Below are 18,217 nucleotides of genomic sequence, written 5' to 3' on the forward strand. Positions count from 1 at the left end.
GAACGGGGGTGTAAAAATGTTTAAACGTTTTATATCGGCAATACTCACAATAACGCTTATGCTCACTCTTGTTCCGCCGGCGCTTGTTTCGGCAGACCAGGATGACATACTTGAAATTTCAAACCAATACATAAAGGTTATTGTAAACAGTAAAAACGGCGGTTACGTCATTTCAACGCTTGAGGGCGACATTCTCAAAAAGAGCGACAACAACGCATTTATCACGCATCGGGGCGAAAATTTCGACACATCATTCACATCGTTTAAAATCGGCAGTGACGAATATGTGTTCGGAAACAAATACGGAATTTTCGGAAACGGCACGTCCGATGTTGTCACCGAAAAATCGCCCGACGGCGAGGCAATCGTCAGCAAATGGAGCGCGGACGGCATTGCAATCGAGCAGAAAATTTCACTCGTTAACAACGGCACATCGGAACAGCTCGGCACAGCTATGATTACGTATAATGTCAAAAACAATTCGGGCAGTGCAAAGGAGATAAAAAGCCGTATTCTCATAGACAACAGGCTCGGCGAAAAGGATTACGGATATTACGAAGTTCCCAGGCAAAAGCTTGGCGCAGGATATGAATATTTTGAATTTGAAAAGACTTGGGATTCGTCGGCAGACCCGTCGGTGACAATGCCCTCCGACTATTTTGTGAGGGATAATCCGTATTCGTCAAACATTGTGGCATACGGAGTTAACAGCGTGTTCACCGAGCAAAAGCCGTACAAAATGACTTTTGCGCACTGGGCAAACCTTGCGTCAACGGTGTTTGACTACACTCCCGACACAACGCTTAACTTCACAAATTCTGCTAATGACAAAAAAATCGCAGACAGTGCATCGGCGCTTTATTACGATTTGAAAACGCTTGCACCTAATGAGGAAAAGTCGTTTTCCACGTATTACGGCGTTACGGCGAACCTTAAAAACAAGGAAAACAAAATTATCATCAATTCAACTGCACCGTCGAAGCTTGAATTTAAGGACGGCACAAACACGGTTTATCAAGGCTCGGACGGCATTGACAACGTTGTAAGAATTAACGTAAACCTTACAAATCCGAGCTTTAACGGAAAAGATTACAAGCATATTGCGGTTGTTGCATATGCGCTCGGATTTGAAACACAGCGTCAGACGGACGGCGGAAACTGGATTGTTTACGACAATGCCGACCCCGTTTACAGCGACGTTTTAGACTTTAAATCGGGCGAAAACAGAGTTACGTATTTCGACTTTAAATTTGAGCCGAAAAACCGCGCCCAGCTCGGAAGTTTTGTTATAAAAATTTTCGATATGGACGAGGGCGTTAACGAGCTTGGCTCATATGCCGAGGAATACTGCCTCGGTTCTTCCGAAAACCACATAATTCTCCCCGGGCGCGACGCAAGTATTCCTGCAATCACGCTCGGAAATATCGCACCCGAAATCATCTATAACAACGACACGCGCTACATCACAGTAACGGGAAACGGCATAAGCTTTTTTAAAACAGGACTTCTAAACAAAATAGAACTCCGCGGTGACAACGGCATAAACTACCCTGTTCCGATTGAAAATATCACCTTTGAGCAGGGAGCGGACCCGAAAAGTATGAGCATTATGCTCGAAGGCTATATGGAACCGGGACGCTATCAGCTCCATTTTATATGGAACACAAACACGGGCGAGGAGGCGTTAAACGGCGTTCCGGCCGATTTTACGTCGGACGGTATGTATGTTTTGCTGTCAAGCGACATTAAGTATTCAAACGCGTATTACGGCGTTGTGACCGTTCAGCGCGGAGATAACAACAAATATAATGTTATTGCATACAAAAACGAGGCGGAATTTGAGCGTGCGGACATATCCGAAGAAAAACTTTTGTTTGCACTCCGCGGTGACATTCAAAAAGACCGCACCGCCGAGAATTTTTACCGTCTTACGGGAAAAGACAAAGATGTAAACATAAATCACATCTTAAACTATCACGGCAGTGACTTTACCGTTGAGGAAAAAAGCAATGGCACGGTTGAAATTCTTATGGACGGCAAAATTACCACCGTCGGCGCAAACACAACGGTGAGAAACGGCACGGCGGTATTCCGATTAAACGGCGGTACGGAATACATCATTCCCGAATACGACACCGACGGAAACGTTGTGAAAAACGGTGCAATAGAAAAGTCTAACCAGGATTTTATAGAGCTTAAATGGGATAACGCTTTTGATGTTCTTACAACGGTCGGCGGATTTTTGATTGATATGAAATACGGCGTTCTCGGAAAAATTCTTGATGACGAGGACGGCAATAAAAAGTCGGACATCATATCTTTCGGCGGAAGTCTTGACCTCGGGTTTATGACACCCGGCGGTGCGGCGGCAATGCGTCAAAACACCGCGTCAGGCGCAAGATGGACGACCGAACCCGTTGAAATTCAATATGACGACAACGACGACGGCTACACCTTCGGTCTTACATTTGACGAGGAAAACGGCGAATTTAAGTCACAGGTCAAAGAAAAGGACGTTGAGCCTGCAAACAGCGACATAAACCGTGCCGAAATAGGTGCGGAAATTCACGATGTGCTCTACGGCGGTAAAAATCCGGGGTATCTCGGCATAAATATGAATGCACACGTCACACTTCCGCAGATTGTGAAATTTTTGCCCGACAACATCGAGGGCGAATTAAGCGTTAACACAATCGGCAAAAAATACGTGGTCGGCGTGGACGCATCGGTTGAAACGGCGGCGGTTAAAATGGCGCTGTCACTGGTTGTAAGATCGTCGCCGTCGGGCGCGCCGATACCCGACAAGATGTACTTTTCCATCGGCGGATTTGAGCCGGGATTAAATATCGACAACCTCGGCGTTGTGTGGATAACGGGCGGAGGCGGCGGCTTTGACAAGCTTTACGAAACGATATACGGCAAAGACGGCATCCCTCCCCTAACCCTGCTTATGCACGTTGAATTTGACATCACGAAAATTTTGACGGGCAATGCCGACCTTGAGCTTTCGCTCCGTTCACTCAAGGTTTCGTTTGACGATTTAAGCCTTAAAATGTATAAACGCGCGAAATTTATAGACGGCGGGGAAATCGCGGTCGGCTGGTATCCGAACTTTAACCTCAACCTTTCCGCGGGTGTAAATTTCTTGGACATTATGAGCGGAAGATTTACAATCACCGCGGCGGCAGGCGGTGACGACGGCGACTTTGTGGAATTTGTGTTAAGCGTCGCTTTGGGACTTCCGAAATATATCCCCATTGTCGGCGGTATGGAACTTGCCTCGGCAGAGCTTGGCGGCGGAAGTAAAAAGGTTTGGGGTTCGGTTGAGCTTTTGAGCCTTATAAAAGTGGGATTTACCTATTACTGGGGCGGAAGCATTGAGTTTACGCACGGAAATCCGAGCGGAAGCCAAAACTTTGCAACCCTCTCCGCACTTGACGGCGAGAGTGTAAAAAGAACAAAGGCGCTCTTTAACGAAAGCATAAAACCCGTTAAAATCGGCACAGACCCAAGCACCGGCGAGGAGCAGTTTGCCTCGGTCGGCGGAAATCTTTCCTACTGTGCAGGCAGTGTTGCCGTTTTGGATTTTGACGAACGGCTCAAAAACATAAACAATACGGGTATCCGTCTTTCAAGTCTTGAAAACGGAAAAACCGAAATTATCACAAACGCGGAAAGAAACAAACATATTGTAAGTTTCGGCGAAAGAAGCGACTACATACTTTCGGTGAGCCGTACCGACGGAAAAGACATAGTTCAGAACGATATTAAAAAGTCGCTTACGGTAACAAAGAACGGTGAAAACTATGATTTAAGATATTACACCGCACCGCCTCACAACGCGGACGACAGCACAAAGACAGTGGCTCTCAAAAACGCCAATGTTAACGTTTCGGGCAATGTGCTTTATATTGCAGTCCCCAAAGCGGATGTATCGGATAACTTTGTCTTAAGCTTTTCGGACAACACCGCTTATGACACGGCGGCGATAAAGGTAAGCCCCGTATCAAGCCTTAATGCGCACACCGCAAGCCTTAACGGAAACGTTTTAAACGTTTCGTGGGACGGCGAAAACATCGGCGAAAATGCGAAAATCATAGTTTCGGCAACCGACGGAACCGACGAAAACAGTATCGTTTTAAACACGTCTGAAATCTTTGCAAAAGACAAAAATGCAAGCATCACTCTCCCCGGCAAAATGCCGAGCGGAAATTACAAAGTTAAAATCACGTTGAGCGACGAGGATATATGCTATGACACGTACGACGCGGGAAACATCTCGGTTACGAACGCAAATGCACCGACTGCACCGAAGAGCGTTTCTATGGAAAACTGCGGTGATGACAAACTGAAAATCACAGTCGATACCGAAGATGACAATTTTGACGGTTACCTTGTTGAAATATTTGAAAACGGCAAACTTTATAACACAGGGCTTTATTTTGACAAGAACGACGAAATTATTGTCGGCGGAAGATACAGCGTCCCCGTTATCGGCGAGGACAAAAAACCGACGGGCGAAAGCGTTGACGCCGGTTATACTCCGGGCAACACATACACCGCAAAGGTGCGTCTTTGCAAAATTTACGACCCCGACAAAAACAGCGACGGCGACGAAATTTACCATTCGAGCGCCTATGTAAATTCGCAAAGCGTGGAATTAAGAAAGTCCACACCGCCAAGAATCAGCCTTAAATACATCGGCGGTAATATCAGAATTTCGTCGGACGTTCCCGTGAGCGGTGAGCTTTACATCAACTCCGAAAAAATTGACGGAATAGACTTTGACACCGAAAAGTCGGCTGTTCATACAATAGCAGCTGCACTCCCCGACGGCGAATACACTGCGGAATTTCACGCGGTTGACTCTGACGGCGACCACGCTGTTTTGAAAGATACAATAAATATAGACACCGAACCGCCGAAAATTTTGCTTGCATCACCTCAAAACGGCAGTACGTTTGACGGCAATACCGACGCGGTGACCGTTACGGCAACGGCAGACGCAGACGCGGTTTACACGTTTAAAATCAATGATGAAGAAGTTTCACCGCGCGAAAGCAATATTTTTGAAAACGGACTTTTAAAATGCACACTCCCGATAAAGAACGCAAAAAACCTTGCAAAAATAAACATTGAAATCACGGCAACCGATTTGTCGGGCAACAAAACGGTGAAAAACATTGATTTGACGAATAAAAACATTTCGTCCGTGCGTTCGGTGAAAATCGAAAGCGACACTCCGATTGAAAACGGCAGAATTTCGCTCGGCGAAAACGAGAGCGCAAATCTCAAAATTTTCGGCATTTTGCCCGACGGCGGAAAAATTGATATTACAAATCTTATGCAGACAACGCTTGACATTGCGAGCGGAACCTCCGCCGAGCTTGCCGACGCGAAAATCACTGCAAAATCGGCAGGTCAAGCGCTTATCCGCGCGAAATTCGACCTTGGCGGAAACGAATTTTTATACGACGGCGTTGTTGCGGACGTCACCGACAAGGCGCTGATTTACACCGCGCTTGACGAGCTTATAAAAACCGCAGAAGAAACGCAGAACGACGTATACACTCAAAGCAGTTGGGACGATTTGCAAAAGGCGCTTACAAGCGCAAAACAGGTCCGTGAAACACAGGGAATTACACAGACCGACATTGACAGCGCCTCGACCGCACTTTCAAACGCGCTTGCAAATCTCAAAAAACCGTCCGGCGCATCAAACGGCGACGGCGTCCCCTATTACACAGTTTCGTTCAACTCAAACGGCGGAAGCAGTGTTTCGGGCAGAAAAGTAAAACGCGGTTTAACCGTTAACGCACCCGAAAATCCGGCAAAGGACGGATTTACGTTTGACGGCTGGTACAGCGACAAAAACCTCACCGTACCGTACAATTTTAACGAGAGCGTGACAAAGAGCTTTACACTTTATGCAAAATGGATTGAAAACGGCGGTAAAACGGAGGATTGGAACAATCCGTTCACCGACGTAAGCGAAAATGACTGGTTCTTTAAAAACGTTGAATACGCGTTTAAAAACGGTTTGTTCAACGGCACAACAGACACAACATTCGAGCCGAACAGCGACCTCACACGCGCAATGCTCGTTACTGTTTTGTGGCGCGCGGACGGAAAACCTAAGACGGATTTTGACATTCCGTTTACAGACATTGACAACAAAGAATACTATGCCGAGGCACTGCGCTGGGCGGTAAGCAAAGGCATTGTAAAGGGAATTTCGGATAATCTTTTTGCACCGAACGACAGTATCACGCGCGAGCAGACGGCGGCAATTTTGTTCAGATACGCACAGTACAAGGGCACTGCACCGAGCGGTGCGTGGGCGATAAGGCTCGATTATGCGGACACCGATAAAATTTCGGATTACGCTGTTGAGGCGGTTATGTACTGCAAACTTAAAGGCATTATGATGGGTGATGAGAATAATTTCTTCTCACCGCAGAACAACACAACAAGAGCGGAAACCTCGGCAGTTTTGCAGAGGTATCTCGAAACAAAATAGAATAAATATTAAAACCTGCATCATAATTTGATGCAGGTTTTCTTTATGGAACCTTTTTAAGATTGAAATTTTTTTAATATTTTTTATACATTCGCAAGCGCCTGTTTTATATCGTCCAAAATATCGTCGATATTTTCAAGACCGACCGAAAATCTTATCATACCGGGGTTTATACCTGCCGAAACAAGCTGTTCATCGGTGAGCTGACGGTGCGTTGCACTCGCAGGGTGAAGCACACAGGTGCGGATATCCGCAACGTGAACCTCGTTCGACGCAAGACGCAGACTGTCCATAAATTTCACCGCGTTGTCCTTACCGCCATTTATAACAAGCGTCACAACACCGCTTGCTCCCTTTAGGTATTTTTTGCAAAGCGCGTGATTTTTGTCGCTTTCAAGTCCCGGATATGTAACCGACTCGATTTTTTCGCTTTCTTCAAAGAATTTTGCAACTCTCATTGCGTTTTCGCAGTAACGCTCCATTCTCACCGCGAGCGTTTCAAGACCGATATTGAGCAAAAATGCTGAATTTGCCGCCGGATATGCACCGAAATCGCGCATAAGCTGCATTCTCGCTTTTGTGATATACGCCGACTCTTTGTAGTTTTCAACATAGCTTATGCCGTGATACGACTCGTCAGGCTCAACGAGCGACGGGAATTTGCCGTTTGTCCAGTCAAATTTACCGCCGTCAACAATAACACCGCCCACCTGCAATGCGTGGCCGTCCATATATTTCGACGTGGAATGAATGACAATATCCGCGCCGTATTCAAACGGTTTGCACAAAATCGGCGTTGCAAACGTGTTGTCCACAATAAGCGGAACACCGTGCGAATGTGCAGCGCGCGCAAATTTTTCAATGTCCAGAACACTCAAAGCCGGATTTGCTATCGTTTCGCCGAAAACCGCCTTTGTGTTGTCTTTAAACGCTTTGTTAAGCGTTTCTTCGTCCGCGTCCTCGTCCACAAAAATGCACTCAATGCCGTATTTTTTAAGCGTAACGGCAAAAAGATTGATTGTACCGCCGTAAATTTTGGACGAGCTTACAATGCTGTCACCCGCACCGCAGATGTTAAGCACCGCCATAAGCGACGCCGCCTGTCCCGACGAGGTGCACATAGCGCCCACACCGCCTTCAAGGTCGGCAATTTTCGCCTCAACCGCCATAACGGTGGGGTTTGCAAAACGCGAATATATAAGCGCTTTTGTAGGCTCGTCAAAAACGTCGCCTATCTCTTTTGTGGAATCAAAAACGTATGTTGTGCTCTGATAAATCGGCACAACTCTCGGCTCGGAATTTTTGGGTGTATATCCCGAATGTAAACACTTTGTTTCATCTCTCATTTTAAAACTCTCCTTTTTTTGCATAGGTAATAAAAAAACTCCGAAATTTCGGAGTTTTTAAAATTTTTGATTTTAAAGCTTATTTTATGATAAGCGACAAAACAAACGAAATGACAATGAAAAGAATTGCCAAAACGGTTGTGAGTCTTGATAACATTCCGTCTATTGTTCTTGCTTTGTTTTTACCGAAAAATGTTTCCGCACCGCCTGCGATAGAACCCGAAAGACCGGCTTCTTTACCCGACTGCATAAGCACAACGGTTGTAAGAACGAGCGAAACAATAATCTGAACAACAATCAATACATTTTTTAAAATAGCCATTACATTTCCACCTTTTTATCAATAAAGTTAAATTTTAAATTTAATACTGTAATATTATACCACACGTTTTTTAAAAATGCAATAGCAAAATTAAATTTTTAATAAAATTTCTAAACCGCACTTTTTTCGGGTTCTTCCTCTCCAATAAAATCACTTACCGCGTCGGCAAGACAAACGGGTGTAACCGTGTTTCGCGCAAGTTTTTCGGCAAAAGCGTATATCTCGTTTTCGCTCTGCGTTATGTCATATGCCCTGTCCTCCTGAATAACGTTGTTTTCAAAATAGTCGGTGTACCGCTTTACCGCCTCAATTCCGAAACTTTTTATATATCCGTGTCTTTCGGTGCTTTTCTGCGTTTCGAGAATGTAGTAATCAACAAAAAAGCATCTGTCAAGATAAGTTATGTCGTTTTTTTCAACCTTTACCGTTTTGTAAAATTTCTTTTTCACCTTACAAACAACCCCCTCGAAAATTAAATACATTATTGATTATACAATATTTACAGTTGTTTGTATATCGGAAATTATCGCAAAAAACGCCTTTATAAAGGGAAAAACTCCATTTTGTACCACAGTATTTGCCGTACATTGGAATATAATTCAATAAAATGTCAGATACTGCGATATTTTCTTTTTTCGTCATTAAATTCCTTTATAATTATCGCAAAAACGGGCGCGAGTATCATTCCCAAAATTCCTGCAAGCTTAAATCCGGCAAACATTGCAAAAAGCGTCACAAGCGGATCTGTTCCAAGTCTGCTCCCCACAATTTTGGGTTCGGAAAGCTGGCGGATAATCATAACGATAAGATATATTCCGAAAAGATACACGGCTTTTAAACAGTCGCCCGACAAAAGATTTACCGCCGCCCACGGGATAAGCACCGTGCCCGAACCGAAAATCGGCAGAGCGTCCACAAATGCGGTGAGCGCCGCCATCAAAAACGCATATTTTATGCGCAAAATCAAAAATGCGGCAAAAAGCACCGCAAAGGTTATGCACATAAGAATAAGCTGTGCGTTTACATATCCGCCGAGCGCTTTTTTAAGACATCTTTTAAGCATCTTTATATACGGCTTTGCTTTTTTTGGTATAACGCCGAAAATTGCCCGTTCAAGCTCTTTTCGCTTAACGCATATGAAATATGTCGCCAAAAGAAGTACGGCTGTGAAAATGAAGATTTTGGGCACTGCAACGGCAATGCCTTTTGCCGTGTCAAACGTCACCGCCGCCGCGCTTTTCACAATGTCCGACACGTTGTCTTTTATATTGATAAGAATGTCGTCTATAAAAATCTGTTTCGACGTCGGGAGCGACTGATAAAATTTATATAACCCTTTTGCACGGCTCGGAATTTCTCCGTCAAAAAACAGAGACAGCATTTGCGAAAATGACTGTACCGCAAATGCCGCCTGATAGATAAAATTAAAAATCAGCAAAATAATCAGCGAGATGAACAAAAGCATCAGAATGACGATTGCGATACGTTTCGGAACACGGCAGCGTTCATAGAGAACGTCGGACAGCGGCGTAATCATAAACGATATAAAATACGCCAGAACAAACGGCAGAACAATTTTAAGTATTATCGGCGCGAGAAATATGCAAACGCCCAAAAACGCGAAAACATAAACCGACACGATAATAAAATTCACCGCTTTTTCTTTTTCCAATACGCATCACACCCGGCAATTATTTTTTCAAAAATACATTCAAAAGCTTGTAACCCTTGTCGTAGTAAATTCCGCTTTCTTTAGCGTTAGCCTCGGTGTATGATGACACTTTGTTATCTTTAGGAGATGTCGAATCGTACAAAACAAAAGGTACTGCGTCCCTCGTGTGCGTGCGCAGAGCAAGCGGTGTGGGGTGGTCGGGCAGTATCAGCATTCTGTACTCCTCTCCTATTTTATTCAGATTATCGCAAATATATCCAACAATTTTTTCGTCGATAAGCTCAATGGAGCGAACCTTGTTTTCGATTTCCGCACGGTGACCGCACTCGTCGGGCGCCTCAAGGTGAATGTAAACAAAGTCTGCGCCGTCTTTGAACGCGTCAAGAGCGGCGTCCGCCTTGCCCTTGAAATTCGTGTTGACATTTCCTGTTGCACCGTCAACGTCTATCGACTTAAGACCTGCACAGATTGCAATGCCTTTTATAAGGTCAACCGCGGAGATAACCGCGCCGTCAAGACCGTAAAGCTTTTTGAAGCTTTCAAGCCTCGGCTTTCTGCCCTCGCCCCAAATCCAGATTGAGTTTGCGGGATTTAATCCGCGCTTTATTCTGTCAACGTTTACGGGGTGGTCTTTTAAAATATCATAGCTTTTCTTCATCATATCGTAGATTATATCCGCGCCGTCACCTTTGGGGATATAATCGCCTATTCTGCGCTCCAAAATATCGTGGGGCGGAACAAGCTCAACGTTTGTCGAACCGTTTGCCCACACCATAGCGTGACGGTAGCTTACACCGGGGTAAAACGTTAAAAAATCATTTTTAAAAGCGTCGTTAACCGCCTTTATAAGCTCGCGCGCCTCGTCGGTTGTGATTTCGTCCGCGCTGTGGTCGATAATTTTTTTGTCCTCATATCTTTCCTCATCGGTAACGGTTACAACATTGCATCTGAACACAACGTCGGTGTCCTTGATGTCAACGCCCATACTTACCGCCTCAAGGGGCGAACGTCCCGAATAGTAAATTTGAGGGTCGTATCCCATTGCGGAAAGGTTTGCAACGTCACTGCCGGGTTTTAGATTGTCGGGAACGTTTGAAACAAGCCCCGTAACGCCCTTTTTGCAAAGCGAGTCGATATACGGCTTTTTTGCATATTCAAGCGGTGTTTTTTTGCCGAGCGCGTCGACGGGATAATCCGCCATACCGTCGCCGAGTACAACAATATATTTCATATGCTTCTCCTTAAAATGTTATCAGTCAACAAATGTAATCCATCCGAGTTTGTCCTCTTTCGTACCGCCCTGAATACCTGTGATTTCGTCGTATATTCTTGCCGATACGGGGCCTATTTCGCCGCCGCTTATAACCATAACGTCATCTTTGTAGCGGAGTTTTCCTACAGGCGAAATAACCGCCGCAGTGCCTGTGCCGAAGCACTCTTCGAGTTTTCCGCTCTTTTGCGCCTCAAGAAGTTCGTCTACCGAAACTTTTCTTTCTTCAACCTCGTAGCCCCACTCTTTGCAAAGCGTGATAACCGAATTTCTTGTAATACCCGGCAAAATACTGCCGTTGAGCATAGGTGTTACGATTTTGCCGTCGATTTTGAAGAAGATGTTCATAGCGCCGACTTCTTCAATGTATTTTCTTTCAACGCCGTCAAGCCACAAAACCTGCGAATAGCCGTCGTCGTGCGCCTTAACCTGTGCGATAAGGCTTGCCGCGTAGTTACCGCCTGTTTTTGCAAAGCCCATACCGCCTCTTACGGCTCTTACGTATTCATCCTCAATCCAGATGCCGACAGGTGCAAGACCGCTTTCGTAATAAGCACCGCTCGGCGAAAGGATAATTATAAACATATATGTTTTCGACGGTGCAACGCCCAAAAATGCGTCTGTTGCGATGATGAACGGACGTATGTAGAGCGATGTGCCTTTTTCGGTAGGAATCCAGTCTTTATCAACGCTTACAACCGTTCTGACCGCTTCAACAAAATCCTCTTCGGGAATTTTGGGTATGCACAGTCTTTCGTTAGATGCATTTGTTCTTTTTGCATTCATTTCGGGTCTGAAAAGTCTTGCCCTGCCGTCCTCGCCTTTATACGCTTTAAGACCTTCAAACATTTCCTGTCCGTAGTGGAAAACCATAGCGGCAGGCGAAAGGCTCAAATTTTCAAACGGAACGACTCTCGCATCGTGCCAGCCTTTTCCCTCGGTATAGTTCATAACAAACATATGGTCGGTAAAAATGTGTCCGAAACCGAGATTTTTCTGGTCCGGTTTAGCCTTCGGGTTCTTTGTTCTTTCAATTTTGATTTCCATTAAAAATTCCTCCCTGCCATAATAATTATAAAATCAACATTTTCTTATATTATGCAACAAAACAAAAAAAAAATCTACCCTTTTTTTAAATTTTTAGTTATTTTTTATAAATTCGCGTTTTAATATTTACTTTATCGGAAAAATATGATAAAATTATATAAAAACAATAATATTTAACGAGGTGTTCTTAATGATACTTGTAACAGGCGGTGCGGGATTTATCGGCAGTCATACCTGCGTTGAGCTTTTAAACGCGGGATATGAAGTTGTTATTCTCGATAATTTCTGCAATTCAAAACCCGAGGCAGTTAAAAGAATTGAAAAAATCACAGGCAAGAGCGTTAAGCTTTACGAAGCGGATATGCTCGACAAAGACGCGGTTGAAAAGGTTTTTGACGAAAACAAAATCGATGCGGTTATTCACTTTGCGGGACTTAAAGCAGTAGGCGAATCGGTTTCAATTCCGCTTACATATTATCACAACAACATAACGGGTACTCTTATTCTCTGCGAGGTTATGGCAAAACACAACGTCAAAAAAATTGTGTTCTCGTCGTCGGCTACCGTTTACGGAAGCCCCAAAACCGTGCCGATTAAAGAGGATTTTCCGCTTTCGACAACCAACCCTTACGGCAGTACAAAACTTATGATTGAAAACATTCTCCGCGACCTTTATGTTTCGGACAATGAATGGTCAATCGCACTTTTGAGATATTTCAACCCCATCGGTGCGCACGAAAGCGGACTTTTGGGCGAGGACCCCAACGGTATCCCGAACAATCTCGTTCCTTATATTGCACAGGTTGCTCTCGGCAAGCTTGAAGTTTTGTCGGTGTTCGGCAACGATTATCCCACGCACGACGGCACGGGTGTAAGAGATTACATTCACGTTGTGGACTTAAGCCAGGGACACATTAAAGCACTTGAAAAAATTATGGATACAACCGGCGTTGACGCATATAACCTCGGCACAGGCACAGGTTACAGCGTTCTCGACGTTGTAAACGCATATCAGGAGGCAAGCGGTGTTAAAATCAACTACAAAATCGCTCCGCGCCGTCCCGGCGATATAGCAGAGTGCTATGCAGACCCGACAAAATCCAAAAACGAGCTTGGCTGGAGCGCAAAGCTTGACATTAAAAAAATGTGTATCGATTCGTGGAACTTTACTAAAAAAAATCCTAACGGACTTTAATTTTTAAAGGCATTTCACCGTTTGGTGTACTGCCATTTTTGACAGCAAGACGGTGAAGATGTACTGTACTATCTTCACCGTCTTTTTTTGGAGGACTTGAAAGACTATGAAAGAAACCGACACCTTGGAAAAATACATTAAAAAAATGAAAAAACCGAGCGACTTTTTTAATCATCATATATGCCGCAGCTCGCTTTACGGCGGAATTGAATATTTTGTTACGCTTTACAGCAAAATTCCCGAGCGCTTTCTATACGAAATATATAAAGAAGCGCTTATGAAAAGTATACGGCATAAATTTAAAAAACAGCTTTTCACCGAAAAACTCGAAAGAAAAATAAAAGCGCTCGGCAAAGACGAAATTTTAAGCAACACAAATCTTGTAAATCTCGCCGATGATGACGGATTTATAACAGTATACCGCGGTCATACCGACGATATCGAATACACATCGGCGTCGTGGACGGCAAATGAAGATTTCGCGCACCGTTTCGGCAAACGCCACGCACTGTTTGACAATCTGCCGTATTATTACGTCACAAAAGGGCGCGTAAATATTGACGACATTGTTATGTATATCACCGAGAAGGGCGAGGACGAAATTATTGTTCTGCCGAAATTTGTAAAAGAAAAAACACGGGAAATTTTTGAATTTTAACCTTAAATTGTATTTGATTTTTTTAATCAAACGTGTTATATTGTTTGTCGTAAGATATACAAACAGATATACAAAAATATGTGTGAGGTGTTTTATATGATAAGACGTATCATTGAAATAGACCGTGAAAAATGCAACGGCTGCGGACTTTGCGCCGAGGCTTGCCACGAGGGCGCAATCGGAATGGTTGACGGCAAAGCGAAACTTCTCCGCGACGACTACTGCGACGGACTCGGCGACTGCCTGCCCACTTGCCCTACCGGCGCAATATCGTTTGTAGAGCGCGAGGCGGCGGAATATGATGCCGAGGCGGTTAAGAAAAATATGGAAATTAAAAAACAAAAATTTCACGGCGGTTGCCCCGGTTCAATGGCAAGAACAATTTCTCACGAAAAGACGGAGGACGTATCAGCGGAAGATACCGCAAAACCGGTATCACAGCTTTCACAGTGGCCCGTGCAGATTAAGCTTGCACCCGTGAACGCTCCGTATTTTGACGGCGCAAATCTTCTCATTGCCGCAGACTGCACCGCTTACGCATATGCGGATTTTCACAGAGATTTTATAAAAAACCATATAACGCTTATCGGCTGTCCCAAGCTTGATATGACGGATTATTCCGAAAAACTTACGGAAATTATAAAAAACAACGATATAAAAAGCGTAAAGGTTGCAAGAATGTCCGTTCCGTGCTGCGGAGGTATTGAAAATGCCGTTAAAACCGCACTTCAGAACAGCGGAAAGTTTATTCCGTGGCAGGTTGTGACAATTTCAACAGACGGCGGAATTTTGGAATAATTTTATATTTTCAAATGTAAAATCAGTCACAAAAAATTTAGTTTTAACGCAAAAAACCGTGAGCCTTAAGCCCACGGTTTTTATTATGTTGTCTTAATTATTCTTCTGTTGTTTCAGCGGTTTCTTCGGAAACAGCTTCATCATTGGCAGCTTCTTCTTTTGCGTTTTCCTCCGCAACGATTTCAGCTTCCTCTGCTTTCTGTGCTTCTTCGATAATCGCTCTTATGCTCAAACCGATTTTTTTGTTTTCAAAATCGAGTTCAACAACTCTTGCGGTTACGTGCTGACCAACGCTCAATTCGTCCTCAACCTTGCCGATACGTTTTGCGGCAACCTGCGAAATATGAATTAAGCCGTCAACTCCGGGATAAATTTCAGCAAATGCACCAAACGGAACAATTCTTACGATTTTGCAGTCGATGTCTTTGCCCACCTCAAGCTCTGCTTTTGCTTTTTCCCACGGATTGTCGCAAGCTTTTTTGTAACCGAGCGAAACTTTGCCTGTTTCTTTGTTAAAGTCGATTACATAAACTTCAACAGTTTCACCCTCCGAAACAACCTCGGACGGGTGTTTGATTTTCGACCACGAAAGCTCGGAAATGTGAACCAAGCCGTCTACACCGCCGATGTCAACAAACGCACCGAATTTTGTGAGCGATTTAACAACGCCTGTGTATGTTTTGCCGACTTCAACGTTGTTCCAGAATTCTTCTGCAAGTTTCTTTTTCTGCTCTCTGATAACCGCCGCGATTGAGCCGACGATTTTCGTTCTGCCGCGTTTTTTGGAAATTTCAATAATTTTAAGATCAACGGTAAGATTCTGCAATACCGACAAATCAGCCAAATATCTGTCCGACGCAAATTTTGCCGGAACAAAAATTCTTCCGCCGTTAACAGCAACCAAAACACCGCCGTTTAAAATTTCAACAACCTTACCCGTAAGAACGGTTTCGTTTTCAAAAGCTTCTTCCAAAACTTTTTCGCTCTTGATAGCGTCGATTTTTCTTTTTGAAAGCGTAACTTCGCCCTCAACGTCATTAACTCTGACAACGAAAACTTCAATTTCGTCGCCGACATTTATAAGTTCACAAATGTCAGCCTCGGGGTCGTCAACAACCTCGCTTGCAGGTATGAAACCGTCTGATTTATACCCCAAGTTAACGCTGACACCGTTGGGTTCAACTCGCATAACGGTTCCCTTAACAATATCACCTGTTTTTAAGGTAACCAAAGCCTGCTCCTTTTCGTGTTCTTTCAATACTTCGGCAAAGCTTACTTCGCCATTTACCATTTCTTCCATCTCGCCTACTACCTCCTTAATTATCCACGGCGGAGTCGATGCTCCGGCCGTAATACCAATTTTGTTTTTTGGTATATCGAAACGCAAGGGTAAATCCCTCACGGTTTCAATCTGAAAAGTGTTTTTGCAGTATTTTTTTGAAATATCCGCAAGCCGTTTTGTGTTTGCGCTCATCCTGCCGCCCACAACCAGCATAATATCGACCGTTTTCGATATTTCCTCCGCGTCTTTCTGACGTTTTTCGGTCGCACTACATATTGTATCAAATATTATGGGGTTTTGGCAAGATATTTTTACAAATTTTTTTATTTTTTCGTAATTTTTTTTATCCATAGTGGTCTGCGCCACCAGACAAACCCTGTCGGACGGCGAAATTTTGCCGTCAAGCTCGCTTAAATCGCTTATAACCAGCGCGCTGTCGTCACACCAGCCGTTTATACCGTCAACCTCGGGGTGATGCTTGTCCCCCGCGATGATGATTTTATAGCCTTTTTCGTGATACTCCGAGGCGATATTGTGAATTTTTTTCACAAACGGACAGGTTAAATCGCAAAAATCAATATTTTCGCTTTTTATTTTTTCAATCACGCTTTTTTTAACGCCGTGCGTACGTATCGCAAGCGTTGCGCCTTTCGGCGTTTCATCGGGCGAATTTACAATTTTCACGCCGAGCGACTCAAATTTTTCTATCACCGAGCCGTTGTGAATAATCGGTCCGAGCGTGACGGTTTTTTTCTCTTTTGCAATGCGCATAAGCTCGTTTACGGCGCGCTCTACGCCGAAGCAAAAACCTGCGCTTTTTGCCACTGTTATTTTACACATTTTTTGTATCTCCGGCAAGTTTTTTAATTTCTCCGTAAATGTCACCGCTCAAAACTTCAAGCTCCTCTGGAGTGAGTTTTTTGCCTTTAAGTTCGGTCAAATCCATACATTTGCCGATGTTTATTTTTATCTTTGAAAAAGGTTTATAACTTGCGTTAATGTATATCGGCACAACATTTGCACCCGTTCTCGACGCGATAAGCGCCGCGCCTTTTTTCGCGTCCGCGCCGTTCATTTGTTTTGTGCGCGTGCCCGTCGGAAACATCCCCAAAACCTCGCCGTTTTTAAGAACCTCCATAGAGCTTTTTATTGCCTTAATATCCGCCGCACCGCGCTTTATGGGAATAACACCCTCACTCGTCAAAAGCTTGTTTAAAAAGAAATTTTCAAACAGCTCGCTTTTCGCCATAAAATGGACTTTCCGCTTTAAAAACAGTATCAGAATGACGGGATCCCAGTTGCTTTGGTGGTTTGCGCACACCATACACGCACCGTTGTCGGGGATATTTTCCATACCCGAAATTTCTATTCTGAAAATCACACGGCAAAATACTTTTACCAGAAACTCAACAATTCTTAAAATCATACTCTATTTTTCCAATCTTTCAGAAATTATGTTTTCAATAAGACGCTCCGACTCCGCAAGATTAAGCTCGCTCGTATCCGCCAAAATACTGTCGCCGGCAGGTTTAAGAGGTGCAAACGCACGCTCCTCGTCGTTTTTGTCACGCTTTTTCATATCGCACAAAACCTCGTCAAACGTGACGTTTTCTCCCTTTTCCAAAAGCTCGTCAAAGCGCCTTTTTGCGCGTTTTTCAGCACTTGCGGTGAGAAAAATTTTAATATCCGCATCGGGCAGAACATATGTTCCTATGTCGCGCCCGTCCATAATACAGCTGTGATTTTTCGCGATTTCGCGCTGTAAATCCACAAGCTTTAAGCGGACTTCCTTTATGACCGCAATATTTGACGCGCCCATCGACACCTCGGGCGTTCTTATAAGGTTGGTAACGTCCGCGCCGTCAAGATAAATATGCTGATTACCGTCTATGTGCGAAATTTCGATTTTCGTATCGGCAATAGCCTTTATCACGCTTGGTATATCGTTTTTTATGTCAATTTTCAAATTCAGCATTTTTAATGCTGACGCGCGGTACATCGCACCCGTGTCTATGTATATAAACCCGAATTTTTTTGCCGCAAGACGCGCCAGCGTGCTTTTTCCTGCGCCCGACGGGCCGTCAATGGCAACGTTTATAATTTTCAT

The 18,217-nt window shown here is 44.2% G+C and carries 13 protein-coding genes; 4 read left to right on the plus strand and 9 right to left on the minus strand.

Annotated features, from left to right (window positions below; all coding sequences use genetic code 11):
* Positions 1-16 precede the first annotated feature (16 nt).
* Positions 17-6,520, plus strand: coding sequence for an S-layer homology domain-containing protein (locus tag H8706_RS06755; protein ID WP_262432025.1), 6,504 nt, complete (start codon positions 17-19; stop codon positions 6,518-6,520).
* Positions 6,521-6,603: 83 nt separating this feature from the next.
* Here the strand turns inward: H8706_RS06755 and H8706_RS06760 are convergent, their stop codons facing one another.
* From H8706_RS06760 to H8706_RS06785, 6 genes are all read right to left on the minus strand, one after another.
* Entirely contained in the window at positions 6,604-7,866 is a 1,263-nt protein-coding gene (locus tag H8706_RS06760; protein ID WP_262432026.1) for an O-acetylhomoserine aminocarboxypropyltransferase/cysteine synthase family protein, read from the minus strand.
* Between the two features lie 79 nt (positions 7,867-7,945).
* Positions 7,946-8,188 carry a preprotein translocase subunit SecG gene (gene secG, locus H8706_RS06765; protein WP_262432027.1) on the minus strand — a complete coding sequence of 81 codons (243 nt, stop codon included), beginning with the start codon at positions 8,186-8,188 and terminating at the stop codon, positions 7,946-7,948.
* 110 nt (positions 8,189-8,298) lie between these two features.
* Positions 8,299-8,637, minus strand: a complete 339-nt coding sequence (locus tag H8706_RS06770) for a DUF6514 family protein (protein WP_262432028.1) — start codon at positions 8,635-8,637, stop codon at positions 8,299-8,301.
* 161 nt (positions 8,638-8,798) lie between these two features.
* Positions 8,799-9,860 carry a sporulation integral membrane protein YtvI gene (gene ytvI, locus H8706_RS06775; protein ID WP_262432029.1) on the minus strand — a complete coding sequence of 354 codons (1,062 nt, stop codon included), beginning with the start codon at positions 9,858-9,860 and terminating at the stop codon, positions 8,799-8,801.
* A gap of 19 nt (positions 9,861-9,879) precedes the next feature.
* Positions 9,880-11,091 (minus strand): cofactor-independent phosphoglycerate mutase, encoded by a 1,212-nt coding sequence (locus H8706_RS06780; protein ID WP_262432030.1) that lies wholly within the window; start codon positions 11,089-11,091, stop codon positions 9,880-9,882.
* A gap of 21 nt (positions 11,092-11,112) precedes the next feature.
* Positions 11,113-12,177, minus strand: coding sequence for a branched-chain amino acid aminotransferase (locus H8706_RS06785; RefSeq protein ID WP_178348395.1), 1,065 nt, complete (start codon positions 12,175-12,177; stop codon positions 11,113-11,115).
* Between the two features lie 190 nt (positions 12,178-12,367).
* Here H8706_RS06785 and galE point away from each other — a divergent pair, with 190 nt between their 5' ends.
* The 3 genes from galE to H8706_RS06800 all read left to right on the plus strand — a co-directional run bounded on the left by galE (position 12,368) and on the right by H8706_RS06800 (position 14,828).
* Positions 12,368-13,372, plus strand: a complete 1,005-nt coding sequence (gene galE / locus H8706_RS06790) for a UDP-glucose 4-epimerase GalE (RefSeq protein ID WP_262432031.1) — start codon at positions 12,368-12,370, stop codon at positions 13,370-13,372.
* Positions 13,373-13,478: 106 nt separating this feature from the next.
* On the plus strand, positions 13,479-14,030 hold the full coding sequence (locus H8706_RS06795) for a hypothetical protein (RefSeq protein ID WP_178348393.1): 552 nt from the start codon (positions 13,479-13,481) through the stop codon (positions 14,028-14,030).
* Positions 14,031-14,126: 96 nt separating this feature from the next.
* The gene (locus H8706_RS06800; protein ID WP_262432032.1) at positions 14,127-14,828 is read left to right on the plus strand and encodes an ATP-binding protein; all 702 of its coding nucleotides are present in this window, start codon (positions 14,127-14,129) and stop codon (positions 14,826-14,828) included.
* Positions 14,829-14,925: 97 nt separating this feature from the next.
* On the opposite strand, the gene H8706_RS06805 is transcribed toward H8706_RS06800, so the two are convergent.
* The 3 genes from H8706_RS06805 to cmk are packed head-to-tail and all read right to left on the minus strand — an operon-like array spanning position 14,926 to position 18,217.
* The gene (locus tag H8706_RS06805; RefSeq protein WP_262432033.1) at positions 14,926-16,950 is read right to left on the minus strand and encodes a bifunctional 4-hydroxy-3-methylbut-2-enyl diphosphate reductase/30S ribosomal protein S1; all 2,025 of its coding nucleotides are present in this window, start codon (positions 16,948-16,950) and stop codon (positions 14,926-14,928) included.
* Positions 16,943-17,536: a lysophospholipid acyltransferase family protein gene (locus H8706_RS06810; RefSeq protein WP_262432034.1), complete on the minus strand. Its 594-nt coding sequence runs from the start codon at positions 17,534-17,536 to the stop codon at positions 16,943-16,945. Before H8706_RS06810 ends, H8706_RS06805 begins: the two co-directional genes overlap by 8 nt.
* Before the next feature lie 3 nt (positions 17,537-17,539).
* Complete coding sequence (cmk, locus tag H8706_RS06815) at positions 17,540-18,217, minus strand: (d)CMP kinase (protein ID WP_262432035.1); 678 nt, start codon at positions 18,215-18,217, stop codon at positions 17,540-17,542.

Source organism: Qingrenia yutianensis, assembly GCF_014385105.1.
GTDB lineage: Bacteria > Bacillota > Clostridia > UMGS1810 > UMGS1810 > Qingrenia > Qingrenia yutianensis.

What these genes read in the sequence shown, in the direction of transcription:
- H8706_RS06795 (WP_178348393.1), top strand. Translation starts at nt 13,479, where the DNA reads ATGAAAGAAACCGACACCTTGGAAAAATACATTAAAAAAATGAAAAAA.
- secG (WP_262432027.1), bottom strand. Translation starts at nt 8,188, where the DNA reads ATGGCTATTTTAAAAAATGTATTGATTGTTGTTCAGATTATTGTTTCG.
- H8706_RS06810 (WP_262432034.1), bottom strand. Translation starts at nt 17,536, where the DNA reads ATGATTTTAAGAATTGTTGAGTTTCTGGTAAAAGTATTTTGCCGTGTG.
- H8706_RS06805 (WP_262432033.1), bottom strand. Translation starts at nt 16,950, where the DNA reads ATGTGTAAAATAACAGTGGCAAAAAGCGCAGGTTTTTGCTTCGGCGTA.
- cmk (WP_262432035.1), bottom strand. Translation starts at nt 18,217, where the DNA reads ATGAAAATTATAAACGTTGCCATTGACGGCCCGTCGGGCGCAGGAAAA.
- H8706_RS06800 (WP_262432032.1), top strand. Translation starts at nt 14,127, where the DNA reads ATGATAAGACGTATCATTGAAATAGACCGTGAAAAATGCAACGGCTGC.
- H8706_RS06785 (WP_178348395.1), bottom strand. Translation starts at nt 12,177, where the DNA reads ATGGAAATCAAAATTGAAAGAACAAAGAACCCGAAGGCTAAACCGGAC.
- H8706_RS06755 (WP_262432025.1), top strand. Translation starts at nt 17, where the DNA reads ATGTTTAAACGTTTTATATCGGCAATACTCACAATAACGCTTATGCTC.
- H8706_RS06760 (WP_262432026.1), bottom strand. Translation starts at nt 7,866, where the DNA reads ATGAGAGATGAAACAAAGTGTTTACATTCGGGATATACACCCAAAAAT.
- galE (WP_262432031.1), top strand. Translation starts at nt 12,368, where the DNA reads ATGATACTTGTAACAGGCGGTGCGGGATTTATCGGCAGTCATACCTGC.
- H8706_RS06780 (WP_262432030.1), bottom strand. Translation starts at nt 11,091, where the DNA reads ATGAAATATATTGTTGTACTCGGCGACGGTATGGCGGATTATCCCGTC.